The sequence below is a fragment of the Mycobacterium bulgaricum genome (assembly GCF_041287165.2).
GTDB classification, from domain to species: Bacteria; Actinomycetota; Actinomycetes; order Mycobacteriales; family Mycobacteriaceae; genus Mycobacterium; species Mycobacterium bulgaricum.
Genome location: NZ_JBGGKV020000007.1, coordinates 271,744 through 284,028 on the forward strand (window position 1 = coordinate 271,744; position 12,285 = coordinate 284,028).

Here is a 12,285-nt window from a genome sequence, read left to right on the forward strand (position 1 = left end):
CGACATAGGTCCCCCCGACAACCGGCCTGGACCCAGTTTGGGTGCCGCTGAGGTTACACAGGTGAGGACGAGGCAGAACCGTATATCAACAAATTCTGACCCAGCAACACGAGCTCCGCCGGGCTACCTCGCCGCGACTGCATCCTCCAGGTCGGCGATCACGATCTTGCGCATTCCGAGCATGGCTTTCGTCGCTGCCGTCGCCTTTGCCGGATCGGGGTCGGTGGTGAGTTCCATCAGCCGATCGGGCACGATTTGCCAGCTGAGACCGTATCGATCCTTGAGCCAGCCGCACTGCGACTCTTCGCCGCCCGCCACCAACCGGTCCCAGTAGTAGTCGACCTCGTCCTGGTCGCGACAGGCGATCGTGAACGACACCGCTTCGGTGAACGGGAACTGCGGGCCGCCGTTGATCCCGATGAAGCGTTGCCCGTCGAGAGTGAACGACGCCGACACCACTTCGCCCGGCGTGCCGGGGCCTGCGTCGGTGTAGCGCTCGACAGATTCGAGGGACGAGTTCGGGAAGATCGCGCTGTAGAACGCGACGGCGTCCTCCAGGTCGTTGTCGAACCAGAGCGAGGGTGTGATGGCGGGCATGGGCAACCTCCTGTCGGCGGAAACTGTCGATACCGTGCAGACCACCCGCAGGCGCACAACTCATCGAAGGCTCCGGCTACCTGCGCGTGATCGCTCCGAGGGCGCGCAGTGCGAAGTCGAGAACATTCACCTGGGCCTGCTTGAGGGCTTCGGGGTCATCGGTGGTCTGGCCGCCGAGCACCCGGCTGACGGTGGCATTGATCGCGACCGCGTCGATGTCGGGATCGGTGAGCGGGAAGGTCCCGTCGCTGCGGCCCCTGCGCAGGATCTCGGCCAGGGACCGCTCGCGGGCGGCGTGCTGCCGTTCGCGCGCCTCCCGGTAACCCTTGGCTGCCCGGACCTCTTCGGAGTCGATCACGGTCAGGCGCATCCTCTGGGTCGGATCCACGACGATGTCGAACATCGTGCCGATCCATGCGGCGAGCTGGTCGAGCGGCGAGCCGATCGCGTCGTCGGCGACGCGGTCGACCCGGCGCACCACGGCCCGGCACTCGTCCTCGAGCAGGGCGAGGTAGAGATCGTCCTTCGAGACGAAATGGCGATAGAACGCCCGGCTGGACACCCCGGCACTGCGCAGCAGCGTCGCCATCGGCACCGGGCCGGCGTCGGCGTCCGACAGAAAGCGCAGGGCAGCGGCCATGATGCTTCGGCGATCGTCGTCGGAGCCGGACCGGGGTTGCACGGTCGTAAATATTAGGGAAAGTGCAACCGCGACGGACCCGAGATGGCCGCAATTCCCCACCTCGGTAACCTGAGCGACCGGGGACAGCCGAGAGGACGCCTGTGAGCGCTCACCACAGCGAGCCGATGACCGCCACGTTCCGCGGCGTAGACGATCTCGCACTCGTTGCCGACGAGTGGAACAAGCCGGTACTGACGGTCGACTTCGACGAGTCACGCCCGTCGGTGCTGATGTTGCACGGCGGCGGACAGAATCGCTTCTCCTGGAAGAAAACCGGGCAGATCCTGGCCTCGCAGGGCTTGCACGTCGTTGCGCTCGACAGCCGTGGTCATGGCGACAGTGATCGATCCCCCGACGCCCGATACACCGTCGAGGCGCTGTGCGAGGACACGTTGAGCGTGCTCGGGGAGATCGGCCGCCCCACGGTGCTGATCGGTGCCAGCATGGGCGGGCTGACAGGTATCCTCGCCGCGCAGCAGGCCGGGCCCGAGGTGGTGACGCGGCTGGTGCTCGTCGACGTCGTGCCGCGGTACGAGAAGGACGGCAGCGCGCGGATCCGGGAGTTCATGTTCAGCCACATCCACGGTTTCGACTCGCTGGACCAAGCGGCGGACGCCGTCGCCGCCTACCTGCCGCACCGGGCCAAGCCCCGCAGCCCGGAGGGCCTGAAGAAGAACCTGCGACACCGCGACGGGCGATGGTACTGGCACTGGGATCCAGCGTTCCTGACCAAGCCGAACGAGGATCCCTTCGTCCGCGTCGAGCTGCTCGAGCAGGCCGCGATCGAGTTGACCATCCCGATTCTGCTGATCAGAGGCAAGCTGTCCGACGTGGTGAGTGAAGAAGCGGTGCAGGACTTCCTGGCCAAGGTGCCCGGCGCCGAATTCGCCGAACTCTCCGGGGCAGGCCACACCGCCGCCGGTGACGACAACGACGCCTTCTCGGAGGTTGTCAGCCAGTTCGTGCTGCGGCGGTAGCAGTGGGCTTCAACTTCCTGGAGCAACGCGAGTTGCCCGCGCCTCAGGTGGATGAGGCTGCCGCACAACAGATCCTGGCAACCCACTACGGTCTGGCTGCGCGAGCCACGTCGCTGGGCAGCCAGCAGGACAAGAACTTCACCGTCCACGAAGACGACGGCACCGTGCTGGGCGTCCTCAAGATCGCCAACCCCGCGTTCACCGAACAGGAAATCGCCGCCCAGGACGCGGCAGCTCAGCTGATCGCCGACGCCGAGCCCGACCTCAGAGTCGCAGTCCCGCTGCAGAACAACGCGGGCGAGAAATGCACGGCCGTCACAGGCCTGGTCGACGGGACCGCCTACGTCCGGCTGCTCGAATATCTGCCCGGGGGAACGCTTCTGGAGTCGGGGTATCTCACACCGGCCAAGATCGCCGGCCTCGGTGACGTCGCCGGGCGGGTGAGCCGAGCACTGAGAGACTTCACCCATCCGGGGCTGGACCGAATCCTACAGTGGGACTTACGGTTCGGCATGACAGTGGTCGACGATCTCGCATCCCACGTCGCCGATGAGAACCTTCGCGGACGTCTGCGGGCGGCCGCACAGCAAGCCTGGGCCCACATCTCGGCAGTCGACCCCGAACTGCCGAGGCAGGCGGCACATATCGATCTGACGGATGCCAACGTCGTGGTCTCCCCCAGCGGGGCCCCCGACGGGGTCATCGACTTCGGGGACCTGTCGCACACGTGGGCGGTGTCGGAACTCGCAATCAGCGCGTCGTCCGTGTTGGGACACGCCGGCGCCGACGTCACGTCGATTCTGCCGGCGGTCGCGGCGTTCCACGCCGTGCGACCGTTGTCGCCCGCCGAGGTCGATGCTCTCTGGCCGATGGTGGTGCTGCGCACCGCGGTCCTGATCGTCAGCGGCGCGCAGCAGGCGGTCCTCGATCCTGACAACGACTACCTGACCGAGCAATCCGACGGCGAGATGCGGATGTTCGAACTGGCCACCTCGGTGCCCGTCGATGTGATGGCGGCGGTGATCAGAGCTCACCTCGGGATGGCCCAGCAGGCCCACCCCGTCACGGTGCAGGCACAGATGCTCGCTGTCGACCGAACCGCCGCGGTCACGCTGAACCTCTCCACCACGTCCGATCTTTACGACAGGTCCGATCTTTACGACAGCGGCTTCATCAGTCCCGACGACTGCGCCGAAGCCGCTCTGCACCAGGGTGCGCCGCTGGTCGTCACCCGGTACGGCGAAGCCAGGCTGTGCAATGCCGCCCGCCTGAACCAAGACGTTCCCGACGTTGTGGCCACCGGTCTGGATCTGTGGACGGCCGTGGACACCGACCTTGTCGCGCCGTGGGACGGCGAGGTGTCCGACGCCGCGTCCGGCCGAATCACGCTGCGCGGCGAGCACTTCGAGCTGACCGTTGCCGGCCTCTCCTCGGGCGTGCGCGGCGCGGTGACCGCGGGAGAAGTTCTGGGCCGCTGCGTGGCGCACGCCCGGGTCGGGCTGACGGTGCGCCCCGTGGGTGCGCCCGTCGCGCCGGAGTTCACGCGCACCGACCTCGCTCCAGGATGGCTGGCACACACCCGCGATCCCCGACCGTTGCTCGGGCTGTCCCCGTTGCCCCGCGACGGGCACGGAGATCTGTTGGCGCGGCGTGAAGCGAGCTTCGCGCCGGTGCAGGAGTTCTACTACCGCACCCCACCCCAGATCGAGCGCGGCAGAAGGCATTACCTGATGTCGACCGACGGCCGCAGCTACCTCGACATGGTCAACAACGTCACGGTGCTGGGCCACGCGCACCCCCGCATCGCGGAGACGGCATCGCGGCAGCTTCGCAAACTGAACACGAACTCCCGCTTCAACTACGAGGCCGTGGTCGAGTTCAGCGAACGGCTGGCGGCCCTGTTGCCAGAGCCGCTCGACACCGTCTTTCTGGTGAACTCCGGATCGGAGGCCAGCGATCTCGCGATCCGCCTTGCGACAGCCGCGACGGGCCGGCGCGATGTGGTTGCCGTGCGGGAGGCTTATCACGGCTGGACCTACGGCACCGACGCGGTGTCGACGTCGACGGCCGACAACCCGAATGCGCTTGCCACGCGTCCTGATTGGGTGCACACCGTGGAGTCACCGAACAGTTTCCGCGGCAAATACCGCGGCACCGAGGCGTCCCGGTATGCCGGCGATGCGGTCGCCCAGATCGAGGCGTTGATCGCCGAGGGGCGCCCACCCGCGGCGTTCATTTGCGAAAGCGTCTACGGCAACGCCGGCGGCATGGCACTGCCCGACGGCTACCTGCAACAGGTCTACGCCGCGGTGCGCGCCGGTGGCGGGCTGGCGATCTCGGATGAGGTCCAGGTCGGCTACGGCCGCCTCGGCCAGTGGTTCTGGGGATTCGAGCAGCAGGACGCCGTACCCGACATCGTGTCGGTGGCCAAGTCCGTCGGCAACGGATATCCGGTGGGTGCGGTCATCACCAGCCGCGCCGTGGCCGATGCGTTCTCCAGCCAGGGATACTTCTTCTCGTCGACCGGAGGCAGTCCGTTGTCCTGCGCGATCGGGATGACGGTACTCGACGTGCTGCGCGACGAAAGCCTGCAGGACAACGCGCTGCGCGTCGGCGGCCACCTCAAAACCAGGCTGGAAGCACTGCGCGACAAGCACCCGCTCGTGGGCACCGTGCACGGCTTCGGGCTGTACCTGGGTGTCGAGATGATCCGCGATCCGCAGACTCTGGAGCCGGCGCCCGAGGAGACATCGGCAATCTGTGATCGCATGCTGGAACTCGGTGTGGTCATCCAGCCCACCGGTGACCACCAGAACATCCTGAAGACCAAGCCGCCGCTGTGCATCGACGTCGAGGCAGCCGACTTCTACGTCGACACCCTGGATCGGGTGCTGAGCGAGGGCTGGTAGGGCCGGCCCGGGTCAGACGAGAAGCGGGACGGCGCCGAGCCTCGTGTCGGTGAGGATCTCGAACATGGCGCGGTGGCTCGTCAGCTCGGTCCTGTCGAATGCTTTGCCCGCGACCTGAAGTCGGCAGCTCGCGATCGCGGAGTTGTAGCAGTACTTCACGCCGCCGTGGGTGTCGGGATAGGTCAGCCCGATGACATCGGCGGGCACCGTGGTGATCTCGCCCTCGATCATCTGCTCCCCCACTCGCGCGCCGAACGTCCATGTGAACGGTTCATAGCGCCCATGGCTCTGCAGGCTGCCGCGGATCGTGCGCACCGCGAACTCCTGCCCGTCGTGGCGGAACACGAACAGCGTTGCGCCGGGCAGCAACACGGGACCGAGCGCGGCGCGCGCGGTGACGATCTCCAGCGTCGACTCCGGCGCGTTGTCGAATCCACAGACCTGCCCGTACGCATAGGCCGGGGTGTGCCGGGTGCCCCAGTTGTGATTGACGCTGCCCACCCAGCCGTCGACATCGACACGGTGTCCTGCGATCTCGAGCCGGCCGTCGAAGCGTGCTCGGGGGTGACGCACGGTCGTCTTGGCGGTCGGGAACCTGCGCTGGTAGGCACGCTCGGTGAGCACCCGAACCGGCTCGGCGCCGTTCGGGACGATCGCGAGATCCCAGCGCGCCGCGGGCAGAGTCCCGGACGCGGCGGCGTCGTCGAGCAGGGTCGAGGCGATGCGGGCTGTCCACGGGTCGTCGTCGAAGTCCGCATCGTCGATCGCGTAACGCTGCTTGACGGCCCGGTGGCCGGACGGGTCGAACGCCATCACCCACACGTCGGCGGTCGGATCTCCCTCGTCGGGTAGCAGAAGCGTCTCGCGCAGCCACAGCGCCCGGACGCCGTCGGGGTCGTTGGCCCGGACGAAACGACTTTCGTAATAGGGGGCCTTCACGAACGTCACGCACCCAGCATCCAATACTGGAGTGGTGACTCCAACGCTGATCGCGCTGTGCGTCGTCGCGGTGCTGGCAGCAGGCCTGGCGATCGCTCTGGCGGTGCAGACCCGCCGGCTCAGAAGCGCCCAGGACGAGGCCGACGAGCTGCGTCGCCGCCTCGACACCCGTCAGATGCTGGTCACCGGGGGGACGAAGGCCGTCAAGACGGTCTGGCAGACGGCCAACATCCTGCGCAGAGACGGCTTCGGCGCCGCGGTGCGGTCGTCGATCGAGGAACTCGCCGACTGGGCCGAGGTCGAACGCCCGGACCTGGCGCGGCTGGCGCCCAACGGCCGGGTCGCGATCATGTTCTCTGACATCGAGGAGTCGACGGCGCTCAACGAACGCATCGGGGACCGCGCGTTCGTGCGGATGATCGGCAAGCACGACAAGTCGGTGCGCAGGTTCGTCGACAAGCACGACGGATACGTCGTCAAGAGCCAGGGCGACGGCTTCATGGTGGCGTTTGCCCAGGCGGAGCAGGCTGTCCGATGCGGTGTCGACATCCAGCAGTCACTTCGCAAGCGACCCAACGGAATCCGGGTACGGATCGGCATCCATGCCGGGAAGTCCGTGCTGCGCGGCGACGACTTGTTCGGACGCAATGTCGCGATGGCGGCGCGCGTGGCGGGCGAGGCCGACGGCGGCGAGATCCTGGTCAGCGGGACGGTCTACGAGGCGATCTCCTCATGCGACGACCTCACCGTCGAGACCGAACGGGACGCAGAACTCAAGGGTTTCACCGGCACCCACACCCTCTACGCGGTGCGTTCGGCCTCCTCCAACCGCTGATGCAGCCGGGCCCGGATGTCGTCAGGGGTGTAGGCCCTTCGGCGTCGCTGATCGCGTGCCACCAAGGCCCCACCTGCGACGACGCCTGCGACACCGGCCAGCCCGATCCACTTCCAGATGCCACGCATGCCCCTCAGTCTGCCTAAGCTGCGGGGGTGAATCCAAGCACGGTGTCCCTGCAGCGCGCGCTGGACGAAACGCGCACGGGCGATATCTGGCTGTTCCGCGGGCATTCGGGACCCGATCGGGCGATCCAGTCGATGACCAACAGCCCGGTCAACCATGTCGGCATGACCGTCGCGATCGACGACATGCCGCCGCTGATCTGGCATGCCGAACTGGGCGACAAACTGCTCGATCTGTGGACCGGGACCCACCACCGCGGAGTGCAGCTCAACGACCTGCGCCAGGCCGTCGAACGCTGGGTGAACAGCTACGACCAGAGGTGCTGGCTGCGTCAGCTGACGCCGTACGCGACCCGTGAGCAGGAGGACCGGATGCTCAAGGTGATCGCGCGCATGGACGGCACCCCGTTCCCGTCGACGGCGCGACTGACCGGGCGATGGATGCGCGGTCGCATCCCGATCGTCAGTGACTTCACGCGCGGTATCCCGTTCGTGCACCGCAAGGTTCGCGAATCCGCCGAGCGCCGCAAAGCGGCCAAGTCCAACGTCGGGCTCGAAACGGCCTACTGCGCAGAGACGGTCGCGATCACCTACGAGGAAATGGGCCTGCTGGCGACCGAAAAGCACTACAACTGGTTCGATCCCGGCTCCTTCTGGAGCGGCGATACGCTGCCGCTGACCGAGGGCTACCGCCTCGGCGACGAGATCTCCGTGGTTCTCTGACACAGACTTGGTCGACGAAACGCCGACCGATATCGCACACTTTCTGCTGGTCAGGTGCTTTGCTGTGCGGCAGCAGACCCATTCGGCACCCAAGAGAGCGCAGGCATGTCGACCTCGACGGACCATCACGTCCCCACGCACGACGTGCCCCCTCGCGACCGGTTCGGTGTCCGTACCGCGCTCTCGGTCGTCGTCGCCTCGATCGCCACTTTCGGCGTCCTCTACGTCATCCTCACCTCGGGTGAGGAGGTTCAGCATGTGCAATCGATTCCCGCACAACCGAATCCGACCTCGCAGTGGGTCGCCGCTCCGGTCCCGCCCCCGCCCGCCCCGGCCCAGGCCCCGGCCCCACCGGCACCCGCGCCTGCGCCCGCGCCGCAGGCCCCGGTTCTCGCGATGGACGCCCAAGGCTATGTGGACTCGGCGCGCTGCGACGCACGCCAGCGCGCAGTGGCGATCGCCCGTACCCGGCACGCGACGATGGTCGTGTGCGAGGCCTCCGACGGCACGTATGAGTACCAGGGCGTTCGCCTGCGTGACGGCGCAGCCTTGGAACTCGACGACGTCAGGCCGATGGCGGTCGGGTTCGAGGCACGCAATGACGGAACCACCTACCGGCTCTCCCCGACCGAGCTCGTCGTCCTCTCCGGCGAATCGATGCAGAGTCGCGACCCGGTGCTCGACTACCGGGTGGGCTGACCGCCTCCCCTTCGGTGCGGGCTGGAGTGCCGCGCCGCGAGGTGAGCGGCGAGATTGGCCAGCGACGTCATGCCGCCGGCGACGGGGGTCACCGTCCAGGTCATCGTCCTGGCGTCGAAGTGGTCGAAATGTCCCGTCATCCCGGCCGGGGGGAAGCCACTCGACCAGAGCCGTCGGATCGACGAGTGCGGCGAAGACCGTCTCACATGGTGCGTCGATCACCCGTGACGCGGTGCCGGTCCGGGCCATGTTCAGCAAGGTACTCGAATGCCTCGACCCCTGGGCGCCAGCTCCTCGAACCCGAGTCGCCGAAGTCCGACAGCATCGCGATGACCGGGCCGTGGAGCTCCTCGGCGGCGGGTCGCAACGTCAGTGTCGTCTCGGCGAATTCGATCCGGAAACCCTCCCCGGCTGCTTCTTCGGTACCGGTCACGTGGTGGCCGATCAAGGCACGGATGGCATCGGTATAGCCCGGCTGGCCGTTCGTCAGAGGGCCGGTCGAGGTGTACAGCACGGGCATCACCTCGAAGGTGAGCACGGGACTGTCGCCTCTGCCCAGCGATGCGAAGGCGAACTGCAGATATCCGCCGGCAAGATGAACCGATTGCAGGTGGTAGCCGATGAGGCGGGAAAGCAACGCGTTGTATCGGTTTGTCATGACGGCTCAGGCGGTCGGGCCGTCACCTGATGTAGCCGTCGTCGGTGGTGCCGAACATCTCGCCGTCGCGTCCTTCACTGACAACCTCTCTCGTCGATCGCTGCAGTAGTCGCGTCGCGGCCCGCGAATACAGCTGTATTACCACAGCAGGCTAGCTTCTCTCGGCACCGTGTGCCAGTTGCGAACGCAAAGATTCAGCCCGCTGTGGCGCCGGCAGCGAATCGCTCGATACTCGCTTCGCGGCGGCGAAACTGACCTTCATGCTTGCCTTTTCGACCGCACCACCCCCACCCCGGGACACGGATGGACGACGAGGTGTGCCCGGATCGTGACCGCGCTGCGACCGCATTGGTGAAGGCTCGACCCCATGGCAGTGCTCGGGGTGGTCGCCGCATTGGTGGCGGCGTTGTGCATCGGTTATGTCGTCGGATATCGGCGCGGGTCGCGCACCCCGACATGGCGGCAGCGCACCAGCAGGTTCGCGTTGGGGCGCCAGACGGTCGGACTTGTCGCACTGGTGGCGGCGAGCCGGGTCCAGCGTTCCGCGCGCCGGAGACTGAGGTTCGTCGGGCGCTGACTACGGGTACGGTGCGTCAATGCCGCTGCGCTATGTCGACCCTCACCGCCGTCGCGGGTCAGGGTACGAACAGGGAGTCCACTTCGGCCGCTCCAAGATCGGTCAGTTCCTCGCCCGCCATGTCGCCCGCCGCACGGACCCCATCCTGTTCCGCCTCACCAAGGGGCGGGTCAACATGGGGCCGATCGTCAACGCCCCACTGCGGACGGTCGGAGCCAAGTCGGGCAAGCCGCGCGAGGTACAGCTGACGTACTTCCACGACGGTTCCGACGTCATCCTGGTCGCGTCGAACTTCGGGCAGAGCAAGCATCCGCAGTGGTACTACAACCTGAAGGCCAACCCGGACTGCACGTTCGGGCAGGAGCCGTTCACCGCTGCCCAGGTGACCGAATCCGAGGAATACGAACGGCTGTACGACCTCGCGAAGCGGGTGTACGCCGGATACGGCGACTACCGGGAGAAGACAGCAGACAGCGGCCGTCAGATCCCGATCTTCAGGCTGACGCCGCGCTGACCGTCCCCACTCGACCCGTCACTTCACCCGGTCACTTCACGTAGGGCTCCAGCAGGGTGGCCCACCCGTACTGCATCTTGTCGTATTCGTCCTCGCACAACTCGGCACGCTCCAGCGGCAGCTCCCCGTCGTCGACGATGCCCGCGTTGGCGGTGGTGTCGGCGCCGTATGCCCAGCACAGCAGGTTGTACATGCGGGTCTGGTTGAGCGAGTGGCCGCCGGCGAACTGCGATTCGTCGATCTCGCCGCCGTCTTCGGCCGCGAAGGCACGGAACTCGCCGGCGAAATCGCGGACCACTTTCACAGAATCCGGGTCGATCGTGCCGTCGTCGTCGGGGGCCAGCATCACGAACGCGGCCAGTTGATCGGCGACGTCCTCTTCCCGGCCGGTGATCGGAAGGTCGTACAGATCGATCATCATGTGGCCGAGCTCGTGGTAGAAACTGCCGATCTCGGCGTTGAGGGCAGCGTCCACCGGGTCGGGGTCGCCGTCCTGGGCGAAGACCCTCTCCGCGAAATCGGCGTCCTCGTAGCAGAGAACGACGGCTTGCTCGTTGGGGTCCCAGAAAGCATTCGGGTCGCCACACTGCTGACCCAGCAGCCGGACGTCATTCGGAAGGTTGAACGTCTCGTTGACCGACGCAGCCAGATCCTCGAGCAGCTGTGCGGACTCCATCAGTTCGCGTCCGTGCTGCGCTTCGGGTGTGGTCGCGTCCTCGTAGGTGGCCGTCATCTCCCCGTCGTCGGGCGCATCGCCGCCAGCCGCGGTATCGGTCGCGGCGGACGTGGATGCCTCCGATTGTGTTGATGCTGAGGGGCTTTCGTCAGCACTGGAGCCGCATCCGGCCAGCAGCAGCGCAACCGCCACCGCCGAAGTCACACGCCACACGATCACGAAAGCCCTCCCCGCACCGGCACTGGTTCGCCGATGATGACACATACCCGGGGGCTTCGCGGCAAACAACGCACAACGCGCGGGCTGCGGGTACGGAAAACGAGCCGGAAAGCGTGCCCAACCCCGCGCTCGGCGGCTGGGGTTCTGGGGATGGCACGAAAGATGAAGTGGGGCACCTGCTCTGCTTCAGACTATGGCAGACCCCCGGGCTTGCGGCAAGACCCCCGGGCTGCTGCAGAATCGTCCGGCCACGCCATCCGACAGACGGAAAACCTATGCCGAACAGCCCGAAACCCTTTGAGCCGCATGAGTCCGGCGCATACCTGCACGGCACGAAAGCCGACCTCGCAGTCGGCGATCTGCTGGTTCCCGGGCGTCCGATGAACTACGACCCCGGCCGCCAGGCCAACCACGTCTACGTCACCCAAACATTGGATGCCGCGGTATGGGGCGCCGAGTTGGCCGTCGGCGACGGCCGCGGCCGCATCTATGTCGTGGAACCGACGGGCGCGGTCGAGGACGACCCCAACGTGACGGACAAGAAGTTTCCCGGCAATCCGACACGGTCGTATCGCACCAAGGAACCCGTCCGGATCGTCGGCGAGATCACCGACTGGGCGGGCCACTCCCCCGAGCAGCTGCAGGCGATGCACGACGCGATGGCCGACCTCGCGCGGCGCGGATTGGACGTCATCTACGACTGACCGCCCGGCCGGTTACTCGAGCGCGGTGCGCACGATTTCGGCGATGCGCTTCTCGGTGACGTCGTCGAGGTCGTCGAAGTACCAGGCCGCCGGCATCAGCAGCCCGTCCTTCCCGCCCGCGGGCTTGAGCGCGACCTTCTCGCTGACACCCAGGCTCATGCGATCGTCGTTGCGGAAGAACACGAGGACGGGGCTGCTGGCGGACTTGGCGTAGCCCGGCATTCCGTACCAGATCCGGGGCTTGAGTTCGGGCCCTGCGGAGACGATCACGTCGTGCAGACGCTGCATGACGGCTCGTCTCGGCTCGTCCATGCCCGCGATCTTGTCGAGGACCTGCTTGAGGTTCTTGTCGTCTTTGTTCGCCACGGTCATGTCCTTAAGTTCGTAGTTGCAGTTACTTCGTGTTGTTACGTTGGGCTGTGACCCGGGTGGGTCGGGTGAGGCTGCATGG

The 12,285-nt window shown here is 66.7% G+C and carries 16 protein-coding genes; 8 read left to right on the top strand and 8 right to left on the bottom strand.

Annotation, left to right across the window (positions count from 1 at the left end; translation table 11 throughout):
* Window positions 1-123: 123 nt before the first annotated feature.
* Entirely contained in the window at window positions 124-597 is a 474-nt protein-coding gene (locus ACAG24_RS20065) for a VOC family protein (protein WP_370475804.1), read from the bottom strand.
* Window positions 598-673: 76 nt separating this feature from the next.
* Complete coding sequence (locus tag ACAG24_RS20070) at window positions 674-1,279, bottom strand: TetR/AcrR family transcriptional regulator (RefSeq protein WP_370475805.1); 606 nt, start codon at window positions 1,277-1,279, stop codon at window positions 674-676.
* 101 nt (window positions 1,280-1,380) lie between these two features.
* Here ACAG24_RS20070 and ACAG24_RS20075 point away from each other — a divergent pair, with 101 nt between their 5' ends.
* Window positions 1,381-2,256 (top strand): alpha/beta fold hydrolase, encoded by an 876-nt coding sequence (locus tag ACAG24_RS20075; protein WP_370475806.1) that lies wholly within the window; start codon window positions 1,381-1,383, stop codon window positions 2,254-2,256.
* A gap of 2 nt (window positions 2,257-2,258) precedes the next feature.
* A complete protein-coding gene (locus tag ACAG24_RS20080; protein WP_370475807.1) occupies window positions 2,259-5,165 on the top strand; it encodes an aminotransferase in 2,907 nt (968 codons plus the stop codon).
* Window positions 5,166-5,177: 12 nt separating this feature from the next.
* On the opposite strand, the gene ACAG24_RS20085 is transcribed toward ACAG24_RS20080, so the two are convergent.
* Window positions 5,178-6,113, bottom strand: a complete 936-nt coding sequence (locus tag ACAG24_RS20085) for a hypothetical protein (RefSeq protein WP_370475808.1) — start codon at window positions 6,111-6,113, stop codon at window positions 5,178-5,180.
* A gap of 25 nt (window positions 6,114-6,138) precedes the next feature.
* Here ACAG24_RS20085 and ACAG24_RS20090 point away from each other — a divergent pair, with 25 nt between their 5' ends.
* A complete protein-coding gene (locus ACAG24_RS20090) occupies window positions 6,139-6,939 on the top strand; it encodes an adenylate/guanylate cyclase domain-containing protein (protein WP_370475809.1) in 801 nt (266 codons plus the stop codon).
* Here the strand turns inward: ACAG24_RS20090 and ACAG24_RS20095 are convergent.
* Window positions 6,906-7,067: a hypothetical protein gene (locus tag ACAG24_RS20095; protein WP_370475810.1), complete on the bottom strand. Its 162-nt coding sequence runs from the start codon at window positions 7,065-7,067 to the stop codon at window positions 6,906-6,908. The two genes, ACAG24_RS20090 and ACAG24_RS20095, sit on opposite strands and share 34 nt — an antisense overlap.
* 42 nt (window positions 7,068-7,109) lie before the next feature.
* On the opposite strand from ACAG24_RS20095, the gene ACAG24_RS20100 reads away from it, so the two are divergent.
* Both ACAG24_RS20100 and ACAG24_RS20105 read left to right on the top strand, forming a co-directional pair.
* Window positions 7,110-7,787: a guanylate cyclase gene (locus ACAG24_RS20100; protein ID WP_370475820.1), complete on the top strand. Its 678-nt coding sequence runs from the start codon at window positions 7,110-7,112 to the stop codon at window positions 7,785-7,787.
* A gap of 105 nt (window positions 7,788-7,892) precedes the next feature.
* Window positions 7,893-8,486 carry a hypothetical protein gene (locus ACAG24_RS20105; protein WP_370475811.1) on the top strand — a complete coding sequence of 198 codons (594 nt, stop codon included), beginning with the start codon at window positions 7,893-7,895 and terminating at the stop codon, window positions 8,484-8,486.
* Here ACAG24_RS20105 and ACAG24_RS20110 read toward each other — a convergent pair.
* Both ACAG24_RS20110 and ACAG24_RS20115 read right to left on the bottom strand, forming a co-directional pair.
* A complete protein-coding gene (locus ACAG24_RS20110; RefSeq protein ID WP_370475812.1) occupies window positions 8,471-8,692 on the bottom strand; it encodes a hypothetical protein in 222 nt (73 codons plus the stop codon). The two genes, ACAG24_RS20105 and ACAG24_RS20110, sit on opposite strands and share 16 nt — an antisense overlap.
* On the bottom strand, window positions 8,689-9,144 hold the full coding sequence (locus ACAG24_RS20115) for a hypothetical protein (RefSeq protein ID WP_370475813.1): 456 nt from the start codon (window positions 9,142-9,144) through the stop codon (window positions 8,689-8,691). The genes ACAG24_RS20110 and ACAG24_RS20115 overlap by 4 nt, the downstream gene beginning before the upstream one ends.
* A 367-nt stretch (window positions 9,145-9,511) precedes the next feature.
* Here ACAG24_RS20115 and ACAG24_RS20120 point away from each other — a divergent pair, with 367 nt between their 5' ends.
* Both ACAG24_RS20120 and ACAG24_RS20125 read left to right on the top strand, forming a co-directional pair.
* A complete protein-coding gene (locus ACAG24_RS20120; RefSeq protein WP_370475814.1) occupies window positions 9,512-9,721 on the top strand; it encodes a hypothetical protein in 210 nt (69 codons plus the stop codon).
* 19 nt (window positions 9,722-9,740) lie between these two features.
* The gene (locus tag ACAG24_RS20125) at window positions 9,741-10,235 is read left to right on the top strand and encodes a nitroreductase family deazaflavin-dependent oxidoreductase (RefSeq protein ID WP_370475815.1); all 495 of its coding nucleotides are present in this window, start codon (window positions 9,741-9,743) and stop codon (window positions 10,233-10,235) included.
* Between the two features lie 31 nt (window positions 10,236-10,266).
* Here ACAG24_RS20125 and ACAG24_RS20130 read toward each other — a convergent pair whose 3' ends face one another.
* Entirely contained in the window at window positions 10,267-11,175 is a 909-nt protein-coding gene (locus tag ACAG24_RS20130) for a DUF4344 domain-containing metallopeptidase (protein ID WP_370475816.1), read from the bottom strand.
* Window positions 11,176-11,405: 230 nt separating this feature from the next.
* Here ACAG24_RS20130 and arr point away from each other — a divergent pair, with 230 nt between their 5' ends.
* Window positions 11,406-11,834, top strand: a complete 429-nt coding sequence (gene arr, locus ACAG24_RS20135) for an NAD(+)--rifampin ADP-ribosyltransferase (protein ID WP_370475817.1) — start codon at window positions 11,406-11,408, stop codon at window positions 11,832-11,834.
* Between the two features lie 12 nt (window positions 11,835-11,846).
* Here the strand turns inward: arr and ACAG24_RS20140 are convergent, their stop codons facing one another.
* Window positions 11,847-12,206 (bottom strand): DUF1801 domain-containing protein, encoded by a 360-nt coding sequence (locus tag ACAG24_RS20140; protein ID WP_370475818.1) that lies wholly within the window; start codon window positions 12,204-12,206, stop codon window positions 11,847-11,849.
* Between the last annotated feature and the right edge of the window lie 79 nt (window positions 12,207-12,285).

What these genes read in the sequence shown, in the direction of transcription:
- ACAG24_RS20115 (WP_370475813.1), bottom strand. Translation starts at nt 9,144, where the DNA reads ATGACAAACCGATACAACGCGTTGCTTTCCCGCCTCATCGGCTACCAC.
- ACAG24_RS20065 (WP_370475804.1), bottom strand. Translation starts at nt 597, where the DNA reads ATGCCCGCCATCACACCCTCGCTCTGGTTCGACAACGACCTGGAGGAC.
- ACAG24_RS20105 (WP_370475811.1), top strand. Translation starts at nt 7,893, where the DNA reads ATGTCGACCTCGACGGACCATCACGTCCCCACGCACGACGTGCCCCCT.
- arr (WP_370475817.1), top strand. Translation starts at nt 11,406, where the DNA reads ATGCCGAACAGCCCGAAACCCTTTGAGCCGCATGAGTCCGGCGCATAC.
- ACAG24_RS20095 (WP_370475810.1), bottom strand. Translation starts at nt 7,067, where the DNA reads ATGCGTGGCATCTGGAAGTGGATCGGGCTGGCCGGTGTCGCAGGCGTC.
- ACAG24_RS20130 (WP_370475816.1), bottom strand. Translation starts at nt 11,175, where the DNA reads ATGTGTCATCATCGGCGAACCAGTGCCGGTGCGGGGAGGGCTTTCGTG.
- ACAG24_RS20120 (WP_370475814.1), top strand. Translation starts at nt 9,512, where the DNA reads ATGGCAGTGCTCGGGGTGGTCGCCGCATTGGTGGCGGCGTTGTGCATC.
- ACAG24_RS20125 (WP_370475815.1), top strand. Translation starts at nt 9,741, where the DNA reads ATGCCGCTGCGCTATGTCGACCCTCACCGCCGTCGCGGGTCAGGGTAC.
- ACAG24_RS20140 (WP_370475818.1), bottom strand. Translation starts at nt 12,206, where the DNA reads ATGACCGTGGCGAACAAAGACGACAAGAACCTCAAGCAGGTCCTCGAC.